This window comes from Luteibacter rhizovicinus DSM 16549 (assembly GCF_001887595.1).
GTDB classification, from domain to species: Bacteria; Pseudomonadota; Gammaproteobacteria; order Xanthomonadales; family Rhodanobacteraceae; genus Luteibacter; species Luteibacter rhizovicinus.
In genome coordinates, this window is the sequence record NZ_CP017480.1 from 3,732,952 (window position 1) to 3,747,782 (window position 14,831).

Consider the following 14,831-nt stretch of genomic DNA (forward strand, 5'->3'; position numbering starts at 1 on the left):
TGGTTTGATTGTTCGCGTTTCAGCGACTACTTCCATGCGAAGCCGTCAGCGGTGCTGCCGCCGATGCCGAAGTCGATCAACACAACGGTGGTGCCGCTGTCCGGTTGAATGCCCCAGCGCTTGCCGATACCCGCCGAATCCGTTGCCCAGGCAACGCGATTGCCGAAGCCAGGTACGCCGTTGTAGCAAGCACGCAAGGCAGCCCACTCGCTCAGGTTGGGCAGGCGTCCTCCCTGTGCTTCCGCTGCTTTCCTGCACTGGGTATATGTGCTGAAGACTCCCGTGCCGAAAAACATCGCTACCTTGTCTACCGTCACCTGGTAGGCGCGTTGTTGGCTGGAATTGTCGGTGACGCGCACCCATGTGGTTCCCTTGCCCCGCGCGATCACACGACCCGTCGTGGCATCGACGTCGACGATGTTTTTGTTGTCCGCACTGTAGCGGTACGGCGGACGACCCCCGGAGGCCTGGCGCACGACGAAGGCACCCGGTGGTGGATTGAGGACGAGCGCCGGTCCGCGATAAATGGGCCCGGGAAGGTTGACAGGCGTCGTATCGATCGTCAGTGGCGGAGTATTGCCGGAGACAGTGACATTGTAGGACTTGTTGCCGGTAGCGCTGTCGCTGGCGGTGATCGTCGCGACTCCGTCGGAAGCGGCCTGTATCTGGCCCTTGCCGGCGTCCGGCACTTTGACCACGTTCGGTGCGTTGGATACGTAGCGATACGGCAGCACACCACCGGAAGCATTTCGGGTGAACGAGGCGGTGCCGCTCAGTGTCACCGGTGTCGTGTCGATGGTGAACGGTGTCTTGGCGGTAACGGTGACGTCGTAGGACTTGCTGCCTCCAGGTGTGTTGCTCGTGTCGCGTACCGTGATCTTCGCCGACCCGGCGCCGAGGCCGAGTGTGCCCCCGTCGGTGCCGACGGCGACGATGTTCAGGTCGTTCGATGAGTAGGTATAAGGCGGCCTGCCGCCGGTGGCCTGGCGCTTGTCGCGCTCGCCAACCTCCAGCCTCATCATCGACGGGTCGATGTAAAGGGGCGGCGCAACAGCCTTGACCGTGACTCGATACGAGCCTGAGTCGTTGCCGTCGCTGGCGGTGATGTCGGCTGCGCCGGCTGTCCTGGCCGTCACCAGGCCAGTCGAGGCGTTGACGGTGGCGACGGTGGGTTTGTTGGAGGTGTAGCTATAGGGAGGCGTCCCACCACTGGCCTGTCGCCGTTGCGTCTCACCGACGTCCAGGGTCACTGGTGTCGTATCGATGGTAAAGGGAGGTGTATTGCCGGTGACGGTGACATCGTAGGACTTGATGCCGCCCGCCGTGTCGCTGGCGGTGATTCTCGCGCTTCCGTCGGTCACGCCCCGGATCAGACCCTGGTTGATGTTCGGCACCTTGACCACGCCAGGTGCATTCGAGACGTAGGAATAGGGAGGCACGCCACCGGAGGCATTTCGTGTGAGCGAGCCGGTGCCGGTCAGTGTCACCGGTGTCGTATCGATGGTGAAGGGAGGCATATTGCCGGTGACGGTGACCTCGTAGGACTTCATGCCGCCCGCCGTGTCGCTGGCGGTGATTCTCGCGCTTCCGTCGGTCACGCCCTGGATCAGGCCCTGGTTGACGTTCGGCACCTTGACCACGCGAGGTGCATTCGAGACGTAGGAATAGGGAGGCACGCCACCGGAGGCATTTCGTGTGAGTGAGCCGGTGCCGGTCAGTGTCACCGGTGTCGTATCGATGGTGAAGGGAGGCGTATTGCCGGTGACGGTGACCTCGTAGGACTTGACGCCACCGTCCGTATCGCTCGCGGTAATGAACGCTTTTCCGTCGGTCACGCCCTGGATCAGGCCCTGGTTGACGTTCGGCACCTTGACCACGCCAGGTGCATTCGAGACGTAGGAATAGGGAGGCACGCCACCGGAGGCATTTCGTGTGAGCGAGCCGGTGCCGGTCAGTGTCACCGGTGTCGTATCGATGGTGAAGGGAGGCGTATCGTCGGTGACGGTGACCTCGTAGGACTTGACGCCACCGTCCGTATCGCTCGCGGTAATGAACGCTTTTCCGTCGGTCACGCCCTGGATCAGGCCCTGGTTGACGTCCGGCACCTTGACCACGCCAGGTGCATTCGAGACGTAGGAATAGGGCGGGACGCCACCGGAGGCATTTCGTGTGAGCGAGCCGGTGCCGATCAGTGTCACCGGTGTCGTATCGATAGTGAATGGCGTGTTGCCCACCACGGTGACTTGATAGCTACCTTCACCATCCCTGGTGTCGCGCGCGGTGATGATGGCCTCGCCATCGCTCGCGCCGCGAACGACGCCCTGGCCCGCATTCGGAACCGTGGCAACGCCTGGCGCGCTCGAGACGTAGGTATAAGGAGGCACGCCACCGGAGGCATCTCGTGTGAGCGAGCCGGAGCCGATCAGTGTCGCTGGCGTCGTATCGATGGCGAATGGCGTGTTGCCCACCACGGTGACTTGATAGCTACCTTCACCATCCCTGGTGTCGCGCGCGGTGATGATGGCTTCGCCATCGCTCGCGCCGCGAACGACGCCCTGGCCCGCGTTCGGAACCATGGCAACGCCTGGCGCGCTCGAGACGTAGGTATAAGGAGGCACGCCACCGGAGGCATCTCGTGTGAGCGAGCCGGTGCCGATCAGTGTCGCTGGCGTCGTATCGATGGCGAATGGCGTGTTGCCCACCACGGTGACTTGATAGCTACCTTCACCATCCCTGGTGTCGCGCGCGGTGATGATGGCTTCGCCATCGCTCGCGCCGCGAACGACGCCCTGGCCCGCGTTCGGAACCATGGCAACGCCTGGCGCGCTCGAGACGTAGGTATAAGGAGGCACGCCACCGGAGGCATCTCGTGTGAGCGAGCCGGTGCCGATCAGTGTCGCTGGCGTCGTATCGATGGTGAATGGCGTGTTGCCCACCACGGTGACTTGATAGCTACCTTCACCATCCCTGGTGTCGCGTGCGGTGATGATGGCTTCGCCATCGCTCACGCCGCGAACGATGCCCTGGCCCGTGTTCGGAACCATGGCAACGCCTGGCGCGCTCGAGACGTAGGTATAAGGAGGTACCCCGCCCGAAGCACTGCGTGTAGCCGTTCCGGTGCCAACGATCGTGACAGTACGAGGGTCTATGGCGAAGGGCGTGTTGCCGATGACCGTCACGTGATAGAAGCCGCTGCCCTGGTCTTGATCGCGCACGCTGATGAATGCGTTGCCATCGGAAACGCCCTGGACGATCGGTTGATCGGGGTCTGGTACCTTCACCACGCTCGGTGTGTCCGACGAGTAGATGTATGGCGGTATGCCGCCAAAGGCGCGACGGGTGAAGGTGTTCGTTCCAATGATCTGTACCGGCGACGTGTCGACGGAGAACGGTGTATTGCCGACCACGGTAGCCGTGTACGTGCCGAAGCCGTGTGCACTGTCGCGCGCGGTGATCACGGCCAGGCCATCCGTTACACCCTGGATCAGGCCCTGACCCGGATCCGGAACCCTGACAACGTCCGGCGTGCTCGACGCATAGGTATAGGGCGGCGTGCCACCGGTTGCATGCCGGGTGAAGGTGGCGGTCCGGATAATCTGCACTGACGAGTTGTCGAAGGAGAAGGGCGTATTGCCGACCACGGTGACGTCATAGGTGCCGCTTTCAGCGCGCCTGTCATGCGCGGTGATCGTGGCGCTGCCATCGGCTACGCCTTGGATGATCCCCAGGAAGCGATCGGGCACCGCAACCACGTCGGATGCGTTCGATACATAGGTATAAGGTGGTACCCCTCCTTTTGCCTCGCGAGTGAACGTGTCGATGCCCGTGACGGTGACAGGCGCACCATCGATGGTGAAAGGCAGATTGCCTACGACGATCACGTGGTACGCGTCGCCGCCGGCGGCGGTGTCGCTTGCCATGATGGTGGCGCTGCCATCGGCGACACCCTTGATGAGGCCTGCATGCTCGTCCGGCACGGCAACGATGGCGGGATCGCTCGACACATACGTATACGGAGGGGTGCCGTTGACGGCCTCGCGGGTGAAGGCGGCGGTGCCGATGATCTCCACCGGCGTCCGATCGATACTGAACGGTGGCGCGGCTCCACGGCAGTCGAGAAGCACCCTCGAATCAGGCGAGTGCACCTCGGAACCCATGCCCCGGCGCACGTGATACGTGCCGTGGATATGCATCTGTTCCGGCGGTTGTTCGCGGTAGTTGAGGAACTCCTCCGCAATCAGATATTCCACGGGATCGTCATCGGCGGCCAGGGTGAGTATCCCGCTGTGGTAGCGCGCATCGATCGGCGTTTCGGCCGGCGAGTGAAAATTTCCTTCGACGAAGCGAAATTCGAAACGAATGGTGTCGCCTGCTCGCCGGCCCGTATAGTCACCGACGAACGCGGTACCGTTGCTGATTTCCGCGGGGCCGAGGGTGAGATGTACGTTCATCTCGGGGAAAAAACCCTCGGCGAGTTCGCCATTGCCAGGCAGGTCGGCTTCGTCCTCGACGGTGACCGATTGTGGCGGACTGATCGCGATGTTGGCGCCTCCCGCTGCCAGGCGGCGCTCGATGGTGTACGAGGTCTTGATGACGCCCACGCCTTCCGCGGCGATCGCCGCGACTGGCAGGATCAACCGCAAGGGTTTCGCCGCGGTCATGTCGGCCGCCGTGACCGTGTATGACGCAAGCGTGGTCGTGCCGTAGAGGACCGTCACGATGTCGCCGATGGCGAAAACCTTTTCACCGTCGACAACGCGCGTCCAGGCAATCTCGACGAAGCCGTCCACTTGCTGATCCGCGATCGGGATGAAGTTCGCGTTGCCACTGGACGAATAAATGGTCGGCGGGTAGAGCGCCTCGTTCTCCGGTGTTTCCGGATCCGGGTCGACGCCGCCCGCCGACGAAAGGTTGACGACGACAGCGGTCGGCGCTTTCGGCTCGCCGGCCAGAACGCCGCCGCGCATGATGCGATAGCTCACATTCGTCAACACGCGCATATCGGCGCCAGCACTGGCGGCGAACCAGGTGGCGTAGACGTCGGCGTATGGCACGACGATCGTAACGAGAGGGTCGTTGCCGATGTCGCCGGCGGCCACTGTTCTCGGCGCGGCTTCGTAGGCGCCCCAGGTGACGATGACCACATCCCCGGGCAGTACGAGCGCATTCGGTGGAATTTCCACGACCGCACCCAGTGAGTCATGGATGTCAGCGTGATTGAGCAGACCGTCGCTGGCGGCGGGGACGCGTGGCGGCAGCACGTCGGGTATGAGTTCATGCATGCGCACGAGCAGCGGGGTTGCCACGGAGCGCACGGAGCGATTGCCGGCGCGATCGACGATATCGTAGGTGAAGTCGTGACGACCGTCCGTCGCCAGGTCGAGCGCCGCCCGCGTATAGCGCAGCTGGACATCGATGCCTTCGCCGCCGACGGCAACCTCGATGGGAAGGGTAGCTACGGCGCTGTCGATGTAGCCGGTCAGGGTGTCGCCGGCGGCCTGGCCGAAATAGCTGTGGACCCGGCCCGGGAGGTATTCGTTGCCGTCGGCATCCGTGGTCAGCCGCTCCGGCGTGACTCCGTCGGCGACTACGTCCGGTGCGAATGCCGGTGCCTGCGGCAGCGCACCCGCGGGTGATGTGTAGTCGACGATGAACTGCTGGCCTGCGGGTCCGAGATCGTAGTCGTTACCCGCGCCCGATCGATACAACAGCTTGTAGTTGAGTGCGTGCAAGCCCTCCGTCACGCGCGCGGTCGCTGGCAAGGGGATAGGAATGTCCTTGTCGGGAAAGTAGGCCCCGATCGCTACTTCACCGCCGGCGGGCTGCCCATCCACGAGCAACTGGATGGTATCGCCCGGCGATCCGGCATCAGGGAACGGGAGCGTGAGGACAATGTCCTGATCGCGGACCGCCGCCAGAAGGAGGTAGTCCGCGACAGCGCCGACCGGAATCGGCGCCATTACGTTGGCGGACGGAAATTGCAGTACGGCGTCCAGCTCGTTCGTGCCGGTGGTACCCCGGGACTTCCTTGTCATGGGATGCTTCCTTTCAGGTGCCGCGTGGATCGATATCGAGTAGTTGCACGTCCGACGTCACCATGACATCGGGCCTTGCCGCACCTACTACGCCGTACACGATATGACCGTGCAGAGGTTGGGTCGGGAACTCGTAATGCATCAGCTGTGCCTCGGTGACATGAACGATCGTGTCCGAGGTGGCGTCCGTCGGGTGGATGCCGTCGAGCACCAGATCACGCGCCCCACCGCCGTTGGCCGGTAGATCGCCTGGATGACCGCCGATGTAGTAGAAGGGGCGATAGACAACCATGCTTACGTTGATCACGTCGCCTGGATTCTGGTTGACGTACGCCGGAATCACGAAATTCGTACCGTCCTTACCTTGAGCGCGGCCGATGATAAGTCGGTCAGGTCGGGTCGGATCCGGGTCCACACCCTCCGCTTCGGGCACCTTCAGGGCCACCAATGGCTGGCCTCCGCCCGGCAGTTCGTCGACGCCGCTCACCTTCACGGGCTGGATTGGCGAGGTGGACGTGTTCGGCCCCCCGGCTGCGAGCGTTCGCGTGACGGAGAACTGCAAGGGAATGGCGGGTCCGGACCCCTCGCCCACGATGGTCGCCGAAGCTAGCGTCACGGTAAGGTTCTTTGCGTCGGTCACGTCCTGGGCCGTGATCGTACGCGGCGCCAGATCGGTGGCGCCGTAGCGCAGCGTCACCACGTCACCCGCGATGAAGGCGGCGAGTGTTGGGGCGTCCGTGCGGAACCAGGGCACCGTCAGCGTGGCATCCTTCTCGAAGTCAGCGGGCGGCACAAGGTTGCTCTGCCCACTGGCGCTGAGGAGCGACGGCGTACCGAGATTCTCGTTTTCAGGCGTCTCCGGATCGGGGTCTTCGCCGCCGGCCTGATGAAGGTTGACCTGAACGGTGGCCGGCGTGTCCGGTGTCCCCGCCGAAATGCCGTTGCGCAGGATGCGATAGCTCACGTCCAGCGTCTGGATCTTGTCCGCGCCGCCGCTTTCGGTATTCCACGCATCGCTGATCGCGGCATAAGGTACGCCGATGGTCGCCAGCGGATCGCCCGCGGGATCGGCAATGCTCGACGGGCCGACCTCGATGGCACCCCAGGCGACCATGATGGTGTCACCTGCCTTGATGTTGCCGTTGGCGGGGATGACGACGTTGAGTCCCCCCACGGCGCGTGCATCGGCTTCGTCGATGAGCTTGGCAACGCCAGCGCTGTCGTCGTCATCGTCGTAGGCCGGTACGGAAGGCGTCGACAGGTCGCCGATCGCGTCTTTCAGCAGGACCTGGAGGACGACAGCTTTGGCCGGGTCGGAGATATTCCCTGCGCGGTCCGTGACGAAGTAAGAGAACTGAATCGCGCCATCGTCGAGCTGGACGATGAAGTCGCGCTTGAAATGCAGTTCGAGTTCGCCAGGGCCGACAGGAATCGCATCGACGGTTTCCTGCAAGGCGCCGACCATTCCCGTGATGGTATCGCCACCGTCGGGATCCAGGCCCGTGTAGCCAGGAACACGAGCGGGAAGATAGGCGTCGGCACCTGTGCCGAGTAGGGCGGCTTCGGTCACGCCGTTGGCGTTGACATCGTCCGAGAATACCAGTTGGCCGAGGAAGGGAAGGCCCGGCTTGGTGTAGTCGGTCGTGTAGAACTGTCCTGCGGGACCGTGCTGTGTATCGCCCAGGCCCGAGTGAAAATGAACCACGTAGTTGATGTCGACGCGTCCTTCCGGCAATGGACCATGGTCCTCCGGAGCGATCGTTACCGTGATATCGGTTTCCGGCGGCCCGAGGAACGGATCCAGCAAGATTTCCTTGCCCGTGCCCGTGCCATTGAGCTCGATCTCGATCGTGTCGGTATAGGACACGTTGTCCGGAAGCGCCACCGTCAAGGTGATCGGGGCGTCCTTGACGGATGCAAGGAGCAGGTTGTCTGGTTTGGTCGGATGGGCCGGCGCGAGTTGATCGGCGGCGAATACGAGCTTGTCGGGGTACGGCGGATCTTCCAGCGGTGCGTTGCCGAAGGCCGAGAAACGACGATTCAACGGCGTCGCTGCGGATGAGCGACGTACGGCCGCGTAGCGGCGCGGCTTGCTTGCCTTATCCATGGTCGGGGCTCCTTGCGTTGTGACCTGACCGATAGCGGCCAGGAGGCTTCATGCCAGAGTGCTTGCAGGACGACGTTACTCTGCCAAAAACGACGCGCATATAAGACAAAGGTTGTAGGCATCGCTGTCCGGAAACGGACGCTTTCGGTGTCCGATTCCGGACGACGCAAGTCAATAGGGCGTCCCTATCGCGGGATACGTATCGCGTGGGACGCGACGTATCTGGCGTCGAGCGATGTCCTGTTTTCTCATATGACAAAGCTTTTTAGGACTATTCCGATTGTCGCTTTGCCGATGATGAAATGTAATGACGCGCCTACTGTTACGTATGCGCCCCGGTGAGAGACCACGGCAGCGAAACAGGACCCGCGGGCAGGAACGCCCGCACTTCGTTACCGCCTTTGCAAGGACCAAGCTCATGAACCGTCTGCGTCGTCCGTTTCCGCGTGCCGAGCTCTCGCTGGCCATCGCCGCTGCCTTGGTGCTTCCGATGGGGCGCGCGCACGCCCGCGACCTCGATGGAACCGCGCACACCGTCAGCGCGACCGATATCGCCGAGGACTGGAGGCTGTTGAACGGCGCGATACTGACCCTGGAGCCGGGCGCTTCGGCCCTCGGCATCGTGGTCGACAAATCGAAGTTGATCATGCTGCCTTCCGCCAATGGCGAGACGACCACGATCAGTTCGGCATCCAACGCGCTGCAATTCACGGATGCGTCGACGGCGACGATCACCGATGCGCGGATCGTCAGCACGGGACGTCGCGGCATCGAAATCATTGGCGGAAGGGCCACCGCACTTCCTGCCAATATCACAGTGAATCGAGGCTACGTCGCGGGTGCGAGCGAGGGTTTCGGTGTCGGCAACCAGGGCCTTCTCGCCCTGCACGGCACCACCGTGGAAGGCACGGGCGCCTCCGGCGTCGGTGGCGCCATTTTTCGGGGTAGTGTGACGATGGACCAGGGGTCGACTGTCACCGGTCAGACCTACGGCATCCGTATCCGCACGGATTCCCGCGGAGGCAATCAAGGCCTTCCATCGACACGTTCGCTGGTGGTCGACGCTTCGCGGATCGAGGGCCGTACGGCGAGTGGGATCATCTTCGACGCCTTGCGGAACCAGTCTACCGACGGAACGGTTTCGATCCTCAACGGCAGCGAGGTGGTGGGCGGAAACGGCATCGCCATCGAGGCCGATGGGCGCGTGGCGGCCACGACAGGCGATGTCACCGTCGACGCCAGTACGATCATCGGCGACGTCCGTGCCGGCACCAATGCGTCGCTGACGTTTCGTCTCCTGAACGGGTCGACGATGAATGGCGCGACGACGGGTGCGATCGCCGCCTCGGTCGGTAGCGGAGCGATCTGGAACGTAAGCGGTGACTCGGATCTGGACTCGCTGGATATCTCCGGTGGCCGTATCGCATTTGCATCACCGTCGGCTGCCTTTCGGAACCTGACGGTGCGTGGCGACCTTACGGGTGCCGGCGGGTCCTTCGGTTTCAACACCGAGATGAATGCCGGCGGTGCGCTTTCCGCACAGGCCACGGATCGCGTGCTGATCGAAGGCAATGTCACGACGACGGGCACCACGGAGATCGTCGTGAATCCCACCGGTGCGGGTGCATTGACCGATATCAACGGGAACGGCGCGGTCGAAGCCAACGAAGGCATTTCACTGATCCAGGTGGCCGGTAGTTCACGCGCCGATGCGTTCGCTCTGCGCGGTGGCTACGTGGCCGCCGGTCCGTGGCAATACACCTTGCACGCCTTCGGACCGGGGCAGGCGGACCAGGCACAGAACGCGCTGGCCACGGGTACGCTCAACTGGGATTACCGTCTTGGCAGTCTCTACGTCTGCCAGACGGATTGCGGTCCGGTGGACCCGGTCAAGCCGGTGGATCCCGTCGATCCCGTCGATCCGGTCGACCCCGTCCTTCCTCCGGACAACGGTCGCGTCGCCGTCGTGCCGCAGCTACCTTCGTATCTTTCGGCGCCGGCGGCCTTGCTGACCTACGGCGATATGATGAACGACGGCCTGCATCAGCGCCTCGGTGAGATTCGTTCCGGGACATCGCATGATTCCCTGGGTGGCGAGGTCTTTGCACGCTACCTGGGTGGTCAGTTGCGCTACTCGTCGAACTTGTCATTCCAGCAGTACGGCTACGACTTCGACCAGCAGATAAACGCGTTGCAGCTTGGCGGTAGCCTGATCGCGCTCGATGGCGACAACAGCACGCTACGCGCCGGCTGGGCGGCCGATCACGGAACGACACGCGTGACGCCCAAGGCCGCGGACGGCAACAGCTCGGCGAAGTACCGGGCCAATGGCATGTCGGGATGGATCACCTGGCAGCACGGCAGCGGGTTGTGGGTCGATGGCGTGGTGGCTTCCACCCGCTATCGCGGTGATGTCGGCACGGACCTGCGTGGTGCCGACGTGGGGCGTGTTCGCGCCAACGGTTGGAGTATGTCGGTCGAAGTGGGCAGGCCCTTCGCCCTGGGTCACGAATGGACGATCGAACCGCGCTTCCAGCTGAAGCACCAGTCGCTGAATTTCCGCGACTTCACTGACAGCGATGGCCTCGACGTGAGGCTGGGAACGGCGAAGCAGACCAGCACGACACTTGGCGGTCGCATCGCGCGCACGGCGAACCCCACCTTCATGCCGTACGCCACGCTCGATCTGATCCATACGAGCAATGGCGATCCGAGTGCTGATGTGTCCAATGCCGACTGGGATGTCGCCGAGCGCTTCGGCTCAGGCCGAGTGGGTAACGCCTATCGCGCCGCAGCGGGTGCAACCAGCCAGCTGAGCGAGCATGTGCAGATTTACGGCGAAGGCACGTATCGGCATTTCGTCGGTAGTTACGGCATGCAAGGCTGGGCCGGTAACGTGGGGATTCGCGTGGCGTTCTGAGGGCGCGAAGGGCCGGCGCCCCGGCTGGCAGAAGTGCGCCCGCGCCACGAGGGGGGCGGGCGCACGTCATGTGGATCTTCCATCAAGGGTAGAAAATCAACAACGCCGGTAAAAAATCAAGGACGCGATGTGGGCCCAGGTCCCGGTTGCCTCCACTTCTACGAATTTGATGCTCTTCCCGGCCTCTGCTTCATAGTAGACGTCGCCCGGATGAGGTGCCTCGTAGGTTCTCAGGACTTTGTCGGAATCGTCATAGATGCTTACTTTCAGGCCGGGCAGGATGCTCGAGTTCGCGGGAAAGCCCAGCCGGACTTCCGAACAAAGGCTTGGGGGGGTGAATCGTGCTGTCGCCGGCTTGTGACTCACGGGTGTGCCGTTGTTGTTGCCGACTACGATCAGCCCCGTGTATGGGTAGACATTGACGCTGGTTACACCGGGTCCGCTGATCGTGCTGACGGTTCCGTGGGTGAGTTTATGAGGTGGCGCGCCGACTTCAGCGACGAAGCCTTCGGCGAGAGGAAATTCGTTGTAAGAGCTCATGGAAAGTCCTTTTAGTGGTCGACAAGACTGCCGCTGCAAATGCCCTCGCGGCAGCTGATATGGAACGAGGGTCGACACCGCGGGGCCGCGTGCGAGGTGCGCTATCGCATCCAAGCATCCTCGCGCGTTCGCGTTCAGTCCTGGGCATCCTTGCGGAGGCTGACGCTGCCTTGCTCCTAGCATGTTCCGTGGCGTTTCCATCGACCCGCCGCGGCCCTGGGTGTCGGAAATCAAGCTATCTCTATGTAATCACAAAGAAAATAGGTCGATGGTTGTAGGCGTCGTTGATCGATTTCGGACACATGTCGTGACAAGGTAAGTGTGTATGTTGTCCGCCTTTTCATGGCAGGCACCGTGCGACGCCATTGTCGGCGATCGGTCAGTCCTCACGGACGTCCGGAATCGGACAGTGTGCTCAACGAATTGCCATGATCCATAGCGCCGCACCTTGCACGGGAGCAACGGTCCAGTGCACGCGATAGGTGCCGGCGGCATCGACCTGTCGCCAGGCGACGGCACCCTGCACGCCGCTCTCGTCCGGCAGCTGAAGAAAGGCATCGATGAGCTGGAATCCATCGCCTGGCGTTGCCGTCATGCGCTTGACCCCGCCATCGCCCCACCAGAACGCCAGCAGGGTCGCGGGGCCATCGACGGTGATCTCGTCACTGGCGACCACCAGTGCCTGCTCGGCGTAGTTCTGTGCGAAAGCTTGCACACGTGAGGCGTTGCGAACTTCGACGAAGGGCAGGGAGAGCTCGCCCTTGGGTTCGCCGCGCTTGGTGATGGATACGGTGTGGCCGGGGCCACCCTTTCCAGCGGTGGCAACGTAGGCCCTGACGTCGAAACGATCGCCGTAGTCGGCGTAGACGAGGGGATGGCCCAGCGGCTTCCAGCGATTGCCATAGGTGTCGACGGGCGAACCGTCATTATTGCTGTAACCGGCATTGAAGATGACGAAGACGCTCCCGTTGGCCTGCGTCTCCATCGCCGGTGTCACGGCCGGGCTCACGCCAAGGCCCTCGCCCTGGCCAAGGAAGACATGCGCGCCGAGCGAAGGTGCCGGGGCGTCGGCGGCGGCACTGGTCATGAGCGGCACTCCGAAGAGGAGACCGGCGAGGGCGTATCGGCGTGCCTGGCGCATCGCGGTTCTCCAAAAGTTGTACTTGCAAGGCGTGCGGGCGTGGGCCACGCTTGGCGGAGCGACGATGTGCACGACGATACGCCGTGCCGCTCGCCACAGGGGAGCCGTGCGGTGGCTGACGAAACCGACTTCATCGACCTCTACGGCAAGCTCCGGCTCGAGCCGAGCTGCTCGTTGGCGGAATTCAAGCAGGCCTATCGTCGGCATGTAGCGGCATGGCATCCGGATCGTCGTCGTGGCAGCCGTGCCGACACGCTCGCCGCCGCACGCCTTCAACGGCTGACGGCACAATACAGCGCGGCGATGGAATTCCATCGGCGTCACGGGCGTTTGCCCGGTGCGGTGGCGCCACCGCGCGTGACCGTCGTCCCCGAAGCGAGCACGGATGCCGCGGTGTATGACGGGAGTGACGTGCCCTCGTATGCCTCGGGCGCATCGGAGTCGTCGGACCGCAACGGGTCTTTCGAGGAAACGCCGCTACGCGCGTGGCGCACGCGCTGGCTCTGGCTGGCCGCGCTGGTCATCGTCGCCGTGATCGCCTGGTCGCTGATTCCCGTCGGTGGTAGTGACGATGAGGACATGTCGGCCGCCGAAACCACCGTCAGCACGACCGCCACGCCTTAACGCGCGCCGCGTCCGAACAGCACCACTTCCACTGTCTCGATCAGGATCACCATGTCGAGAAAGAGATTGTGGTTCTTCACGTAGAACAGGTCGTACTTGAGCTTCTCGGCGGCGTCTTCTTCGGACGCACCGTACGGATAGCTCAACTGGGCCCATCCCGCGAGACCCGGCTTGATGCTATGACGCAGGTTGTAATAGCGAATCTTGGTTTCCAGGTCCGACACGAATTGCGGGCGCTCCGGTCGCGGCCCGACGATGCTCATGTCGCCACGGACCACGTTCCACAATTGCGGCAGCTCGTCGAAACGAAGCTTGCGGCAGATCCGGCCGACGCGCGTGACGCGGTCGTCGTTGCTCTTCGCCCAGCGCGCGATGCCGTCCATTTCGGCATCGGCGCGCATGCTGCGGAATTTGTAGAGCCAGAACGGACGGCCGTGCTCGCCGACACGCTCCTGTCGGTAGAAAATCGGTTGTCCGCGACCGGACTCCACGCGGATCGCCAGCACCACGCCGAGCATGATCGGCCAGCAGAGCAGGGCGATCGCGACCGATGCCGCGATGTCGAAGGCACGCTTGAGGAACACCGCCAGCGGCGATGCGTTGAAGCCGCCGGAGAAGACCAGCCAGGACGGATCGAGCATGGTGAGCTGCACGCGGCCGGCTTCACGCTCGACAAAGGTCGTCAGGTCGGTGATCTGCACGCCGAGCTGGCGGCAGGCGAGAAGATCGTCCATCGGCAGGCTGCCCCGGCGATCGTCCACGCCGACGACGATTTCGTTGAGGTGTTCGCGGCGGGCGAGTTGGGCCAGCGACTCATCGCGTGTGAGCAAAAGGTTTTCCGGCACCATGACCGTCTCATTCAGCCCCTGGAGGTAACCGACGAGACAGAATCCCCGACGATCGGAGCGACGGCGCATGCGGTTGTGGATCTGCGCCGCGCGCTGTCCCGCTCCGAGGACCACGACGCGACGCTTCAACGATTCCATCTCGACCAGGCGCATGAACAGGCCGCGGAACGTCGCCGTGGCGACGAAAGCGATGAGCAAGGCCATGCCGAGCACGCCGCGGCCGACATAGGCCTGCGGAATGACGTAGTAGCCGACGACCAGGGTGAGGCCGCCGAGGATGAAGGCGATGGCATGGCGGGCGATCTGGCCGCGCCAGCTCATGCGCAGGGTCGAGCGATATTCGCCGAGTGCCGCCATGCCGAGGAAGATCACCGCGGCGAACATCACGGCGCGTGCGGTGAGTGTCTGCGTGGATGCGGCGAGATCGTCGGGCGATGGCGCGAAGCGAATGTATGTCGCCAGGTTGAGCGAGGCGGCCAGCAACAGCAGTTCACAGGCACCCATCAGGATGAGCCAGCGAACGATTGGCTGTCTGAAAAGACGGATCATCGTGTTCCCCTCCGCACGTTGTCCGAACGTGTCGATACATGGAGGCTAGGAAGTGCGCGCTGTCCTG

7 protein-coding genes are annotated in these 14,831 nt (G+C 63.3%); 2 read left to right on the top strand and 5 right to left on the bottom strand.

The features are described 5' to 3' along the window. Positions 1–26 precede the first annotated feature (26 nt). Together BJI69_RS17120 and BJI69_RS17125 are read right to left on the bottom strand one after the other, a co-directional pair. Positions 27–6,035, bottom strand: coding sequence for an Ig-like domain-containing protein (locus BJI69_RS17120; protein WP_071925008.1), 6,009 nt, complete (start codon positions 6,033–6,035; stop codon positions 27–29). Between the two features lie 13 nt (positions 6,036–6,048). Continuing rightward, entirely contained in the window at positions 6,049–8,142 is a 2,094-nt protein-coding gene (locus tag BJI69_RS17125) for a hypothetical protein (RefSeq protein ID WP_046969655.1), read from the bottom strand. A gap of 418 nt (positions 8,143–8,560) precedes the next feature. On the opposite strand from BJI69_RS17125, the gene BJI69_RS17130 reads away from it, so the two are divergent. Next, positions 8,561–11,062 carry an autotransporter family protein gene (locus BJI69_RS17130; RefSeq protein WP_046969656.1) on the top strand — a complete coding sequence of 834 codons (2,502 nt, stop codon included), beginning with the start codon at positions 8,561–8,563 and terminating at the stop codon, positions 11,060–11,062. A gap of 96 nt (positions 11,063–11,158) precedes the next feature. Here the strand turns inward: BJI69_RS17130 and BJI69_RS17135 are convergent, their stop codons facing one another. Next, entirely contained in the window at positions 11,159–11,602 is a 444-nt protein-coding gene (locus BJI69_RS17135) for a hypothetical protein (protein ID WP_046969657.1), read from the bottom strand. A gap of 415 nt (positions 11,603–12,017) precedes the next feature. After that, positions 12,018–12,689, bottom strand: a complete 672-nt coding sequence (locus tag BJI69_RS17140) for a hypothetical protein (protein ID WP_125903093.1) — start codon at positions 12,687–12,689, stop codon at positions 12,018–12,020. A gap of 165 nt (positions 12,690–12,854) precedes the next feature. Here BJI69_RS17140 and BJI69_RS17145 point away from each other — a divergent pair, with 165 nt between their 5' ends. Beyond that, the gene (locus BJI69_RS17145) at positions 12,855–13,367 is read left to right on the top strand and encodes a J domain-containing protein (protein ID WP_071925009.1); all 513 of its coding nucleotides are present in this window, start codon (positions 12,855–12,857) and stop codon (positions 13,365–13,367) included. Here the strand turns inward: BJI69_RS17145 and BJI69_RS17150 are convergent. Then, positions 13,364–14,764, bottom strand: a complete 1,401-nt coding sequence (locus BJI69_RS17150) for a TIGR03013 family XrtA/PEP-CTERM system glycosyltransferase (RefSeq protein WP_046981187.1) — start codon at positions 14,762–14,764, stop codon at positions 13,364–13,366. The two genes, BJI69_RS17145 and BJI69_RS17150, sit on opposite strands and share 4 nt — an antisense overlap. Between the last annotated feature and the right edge of the window lie 67 nt (positions 14,765–14,831).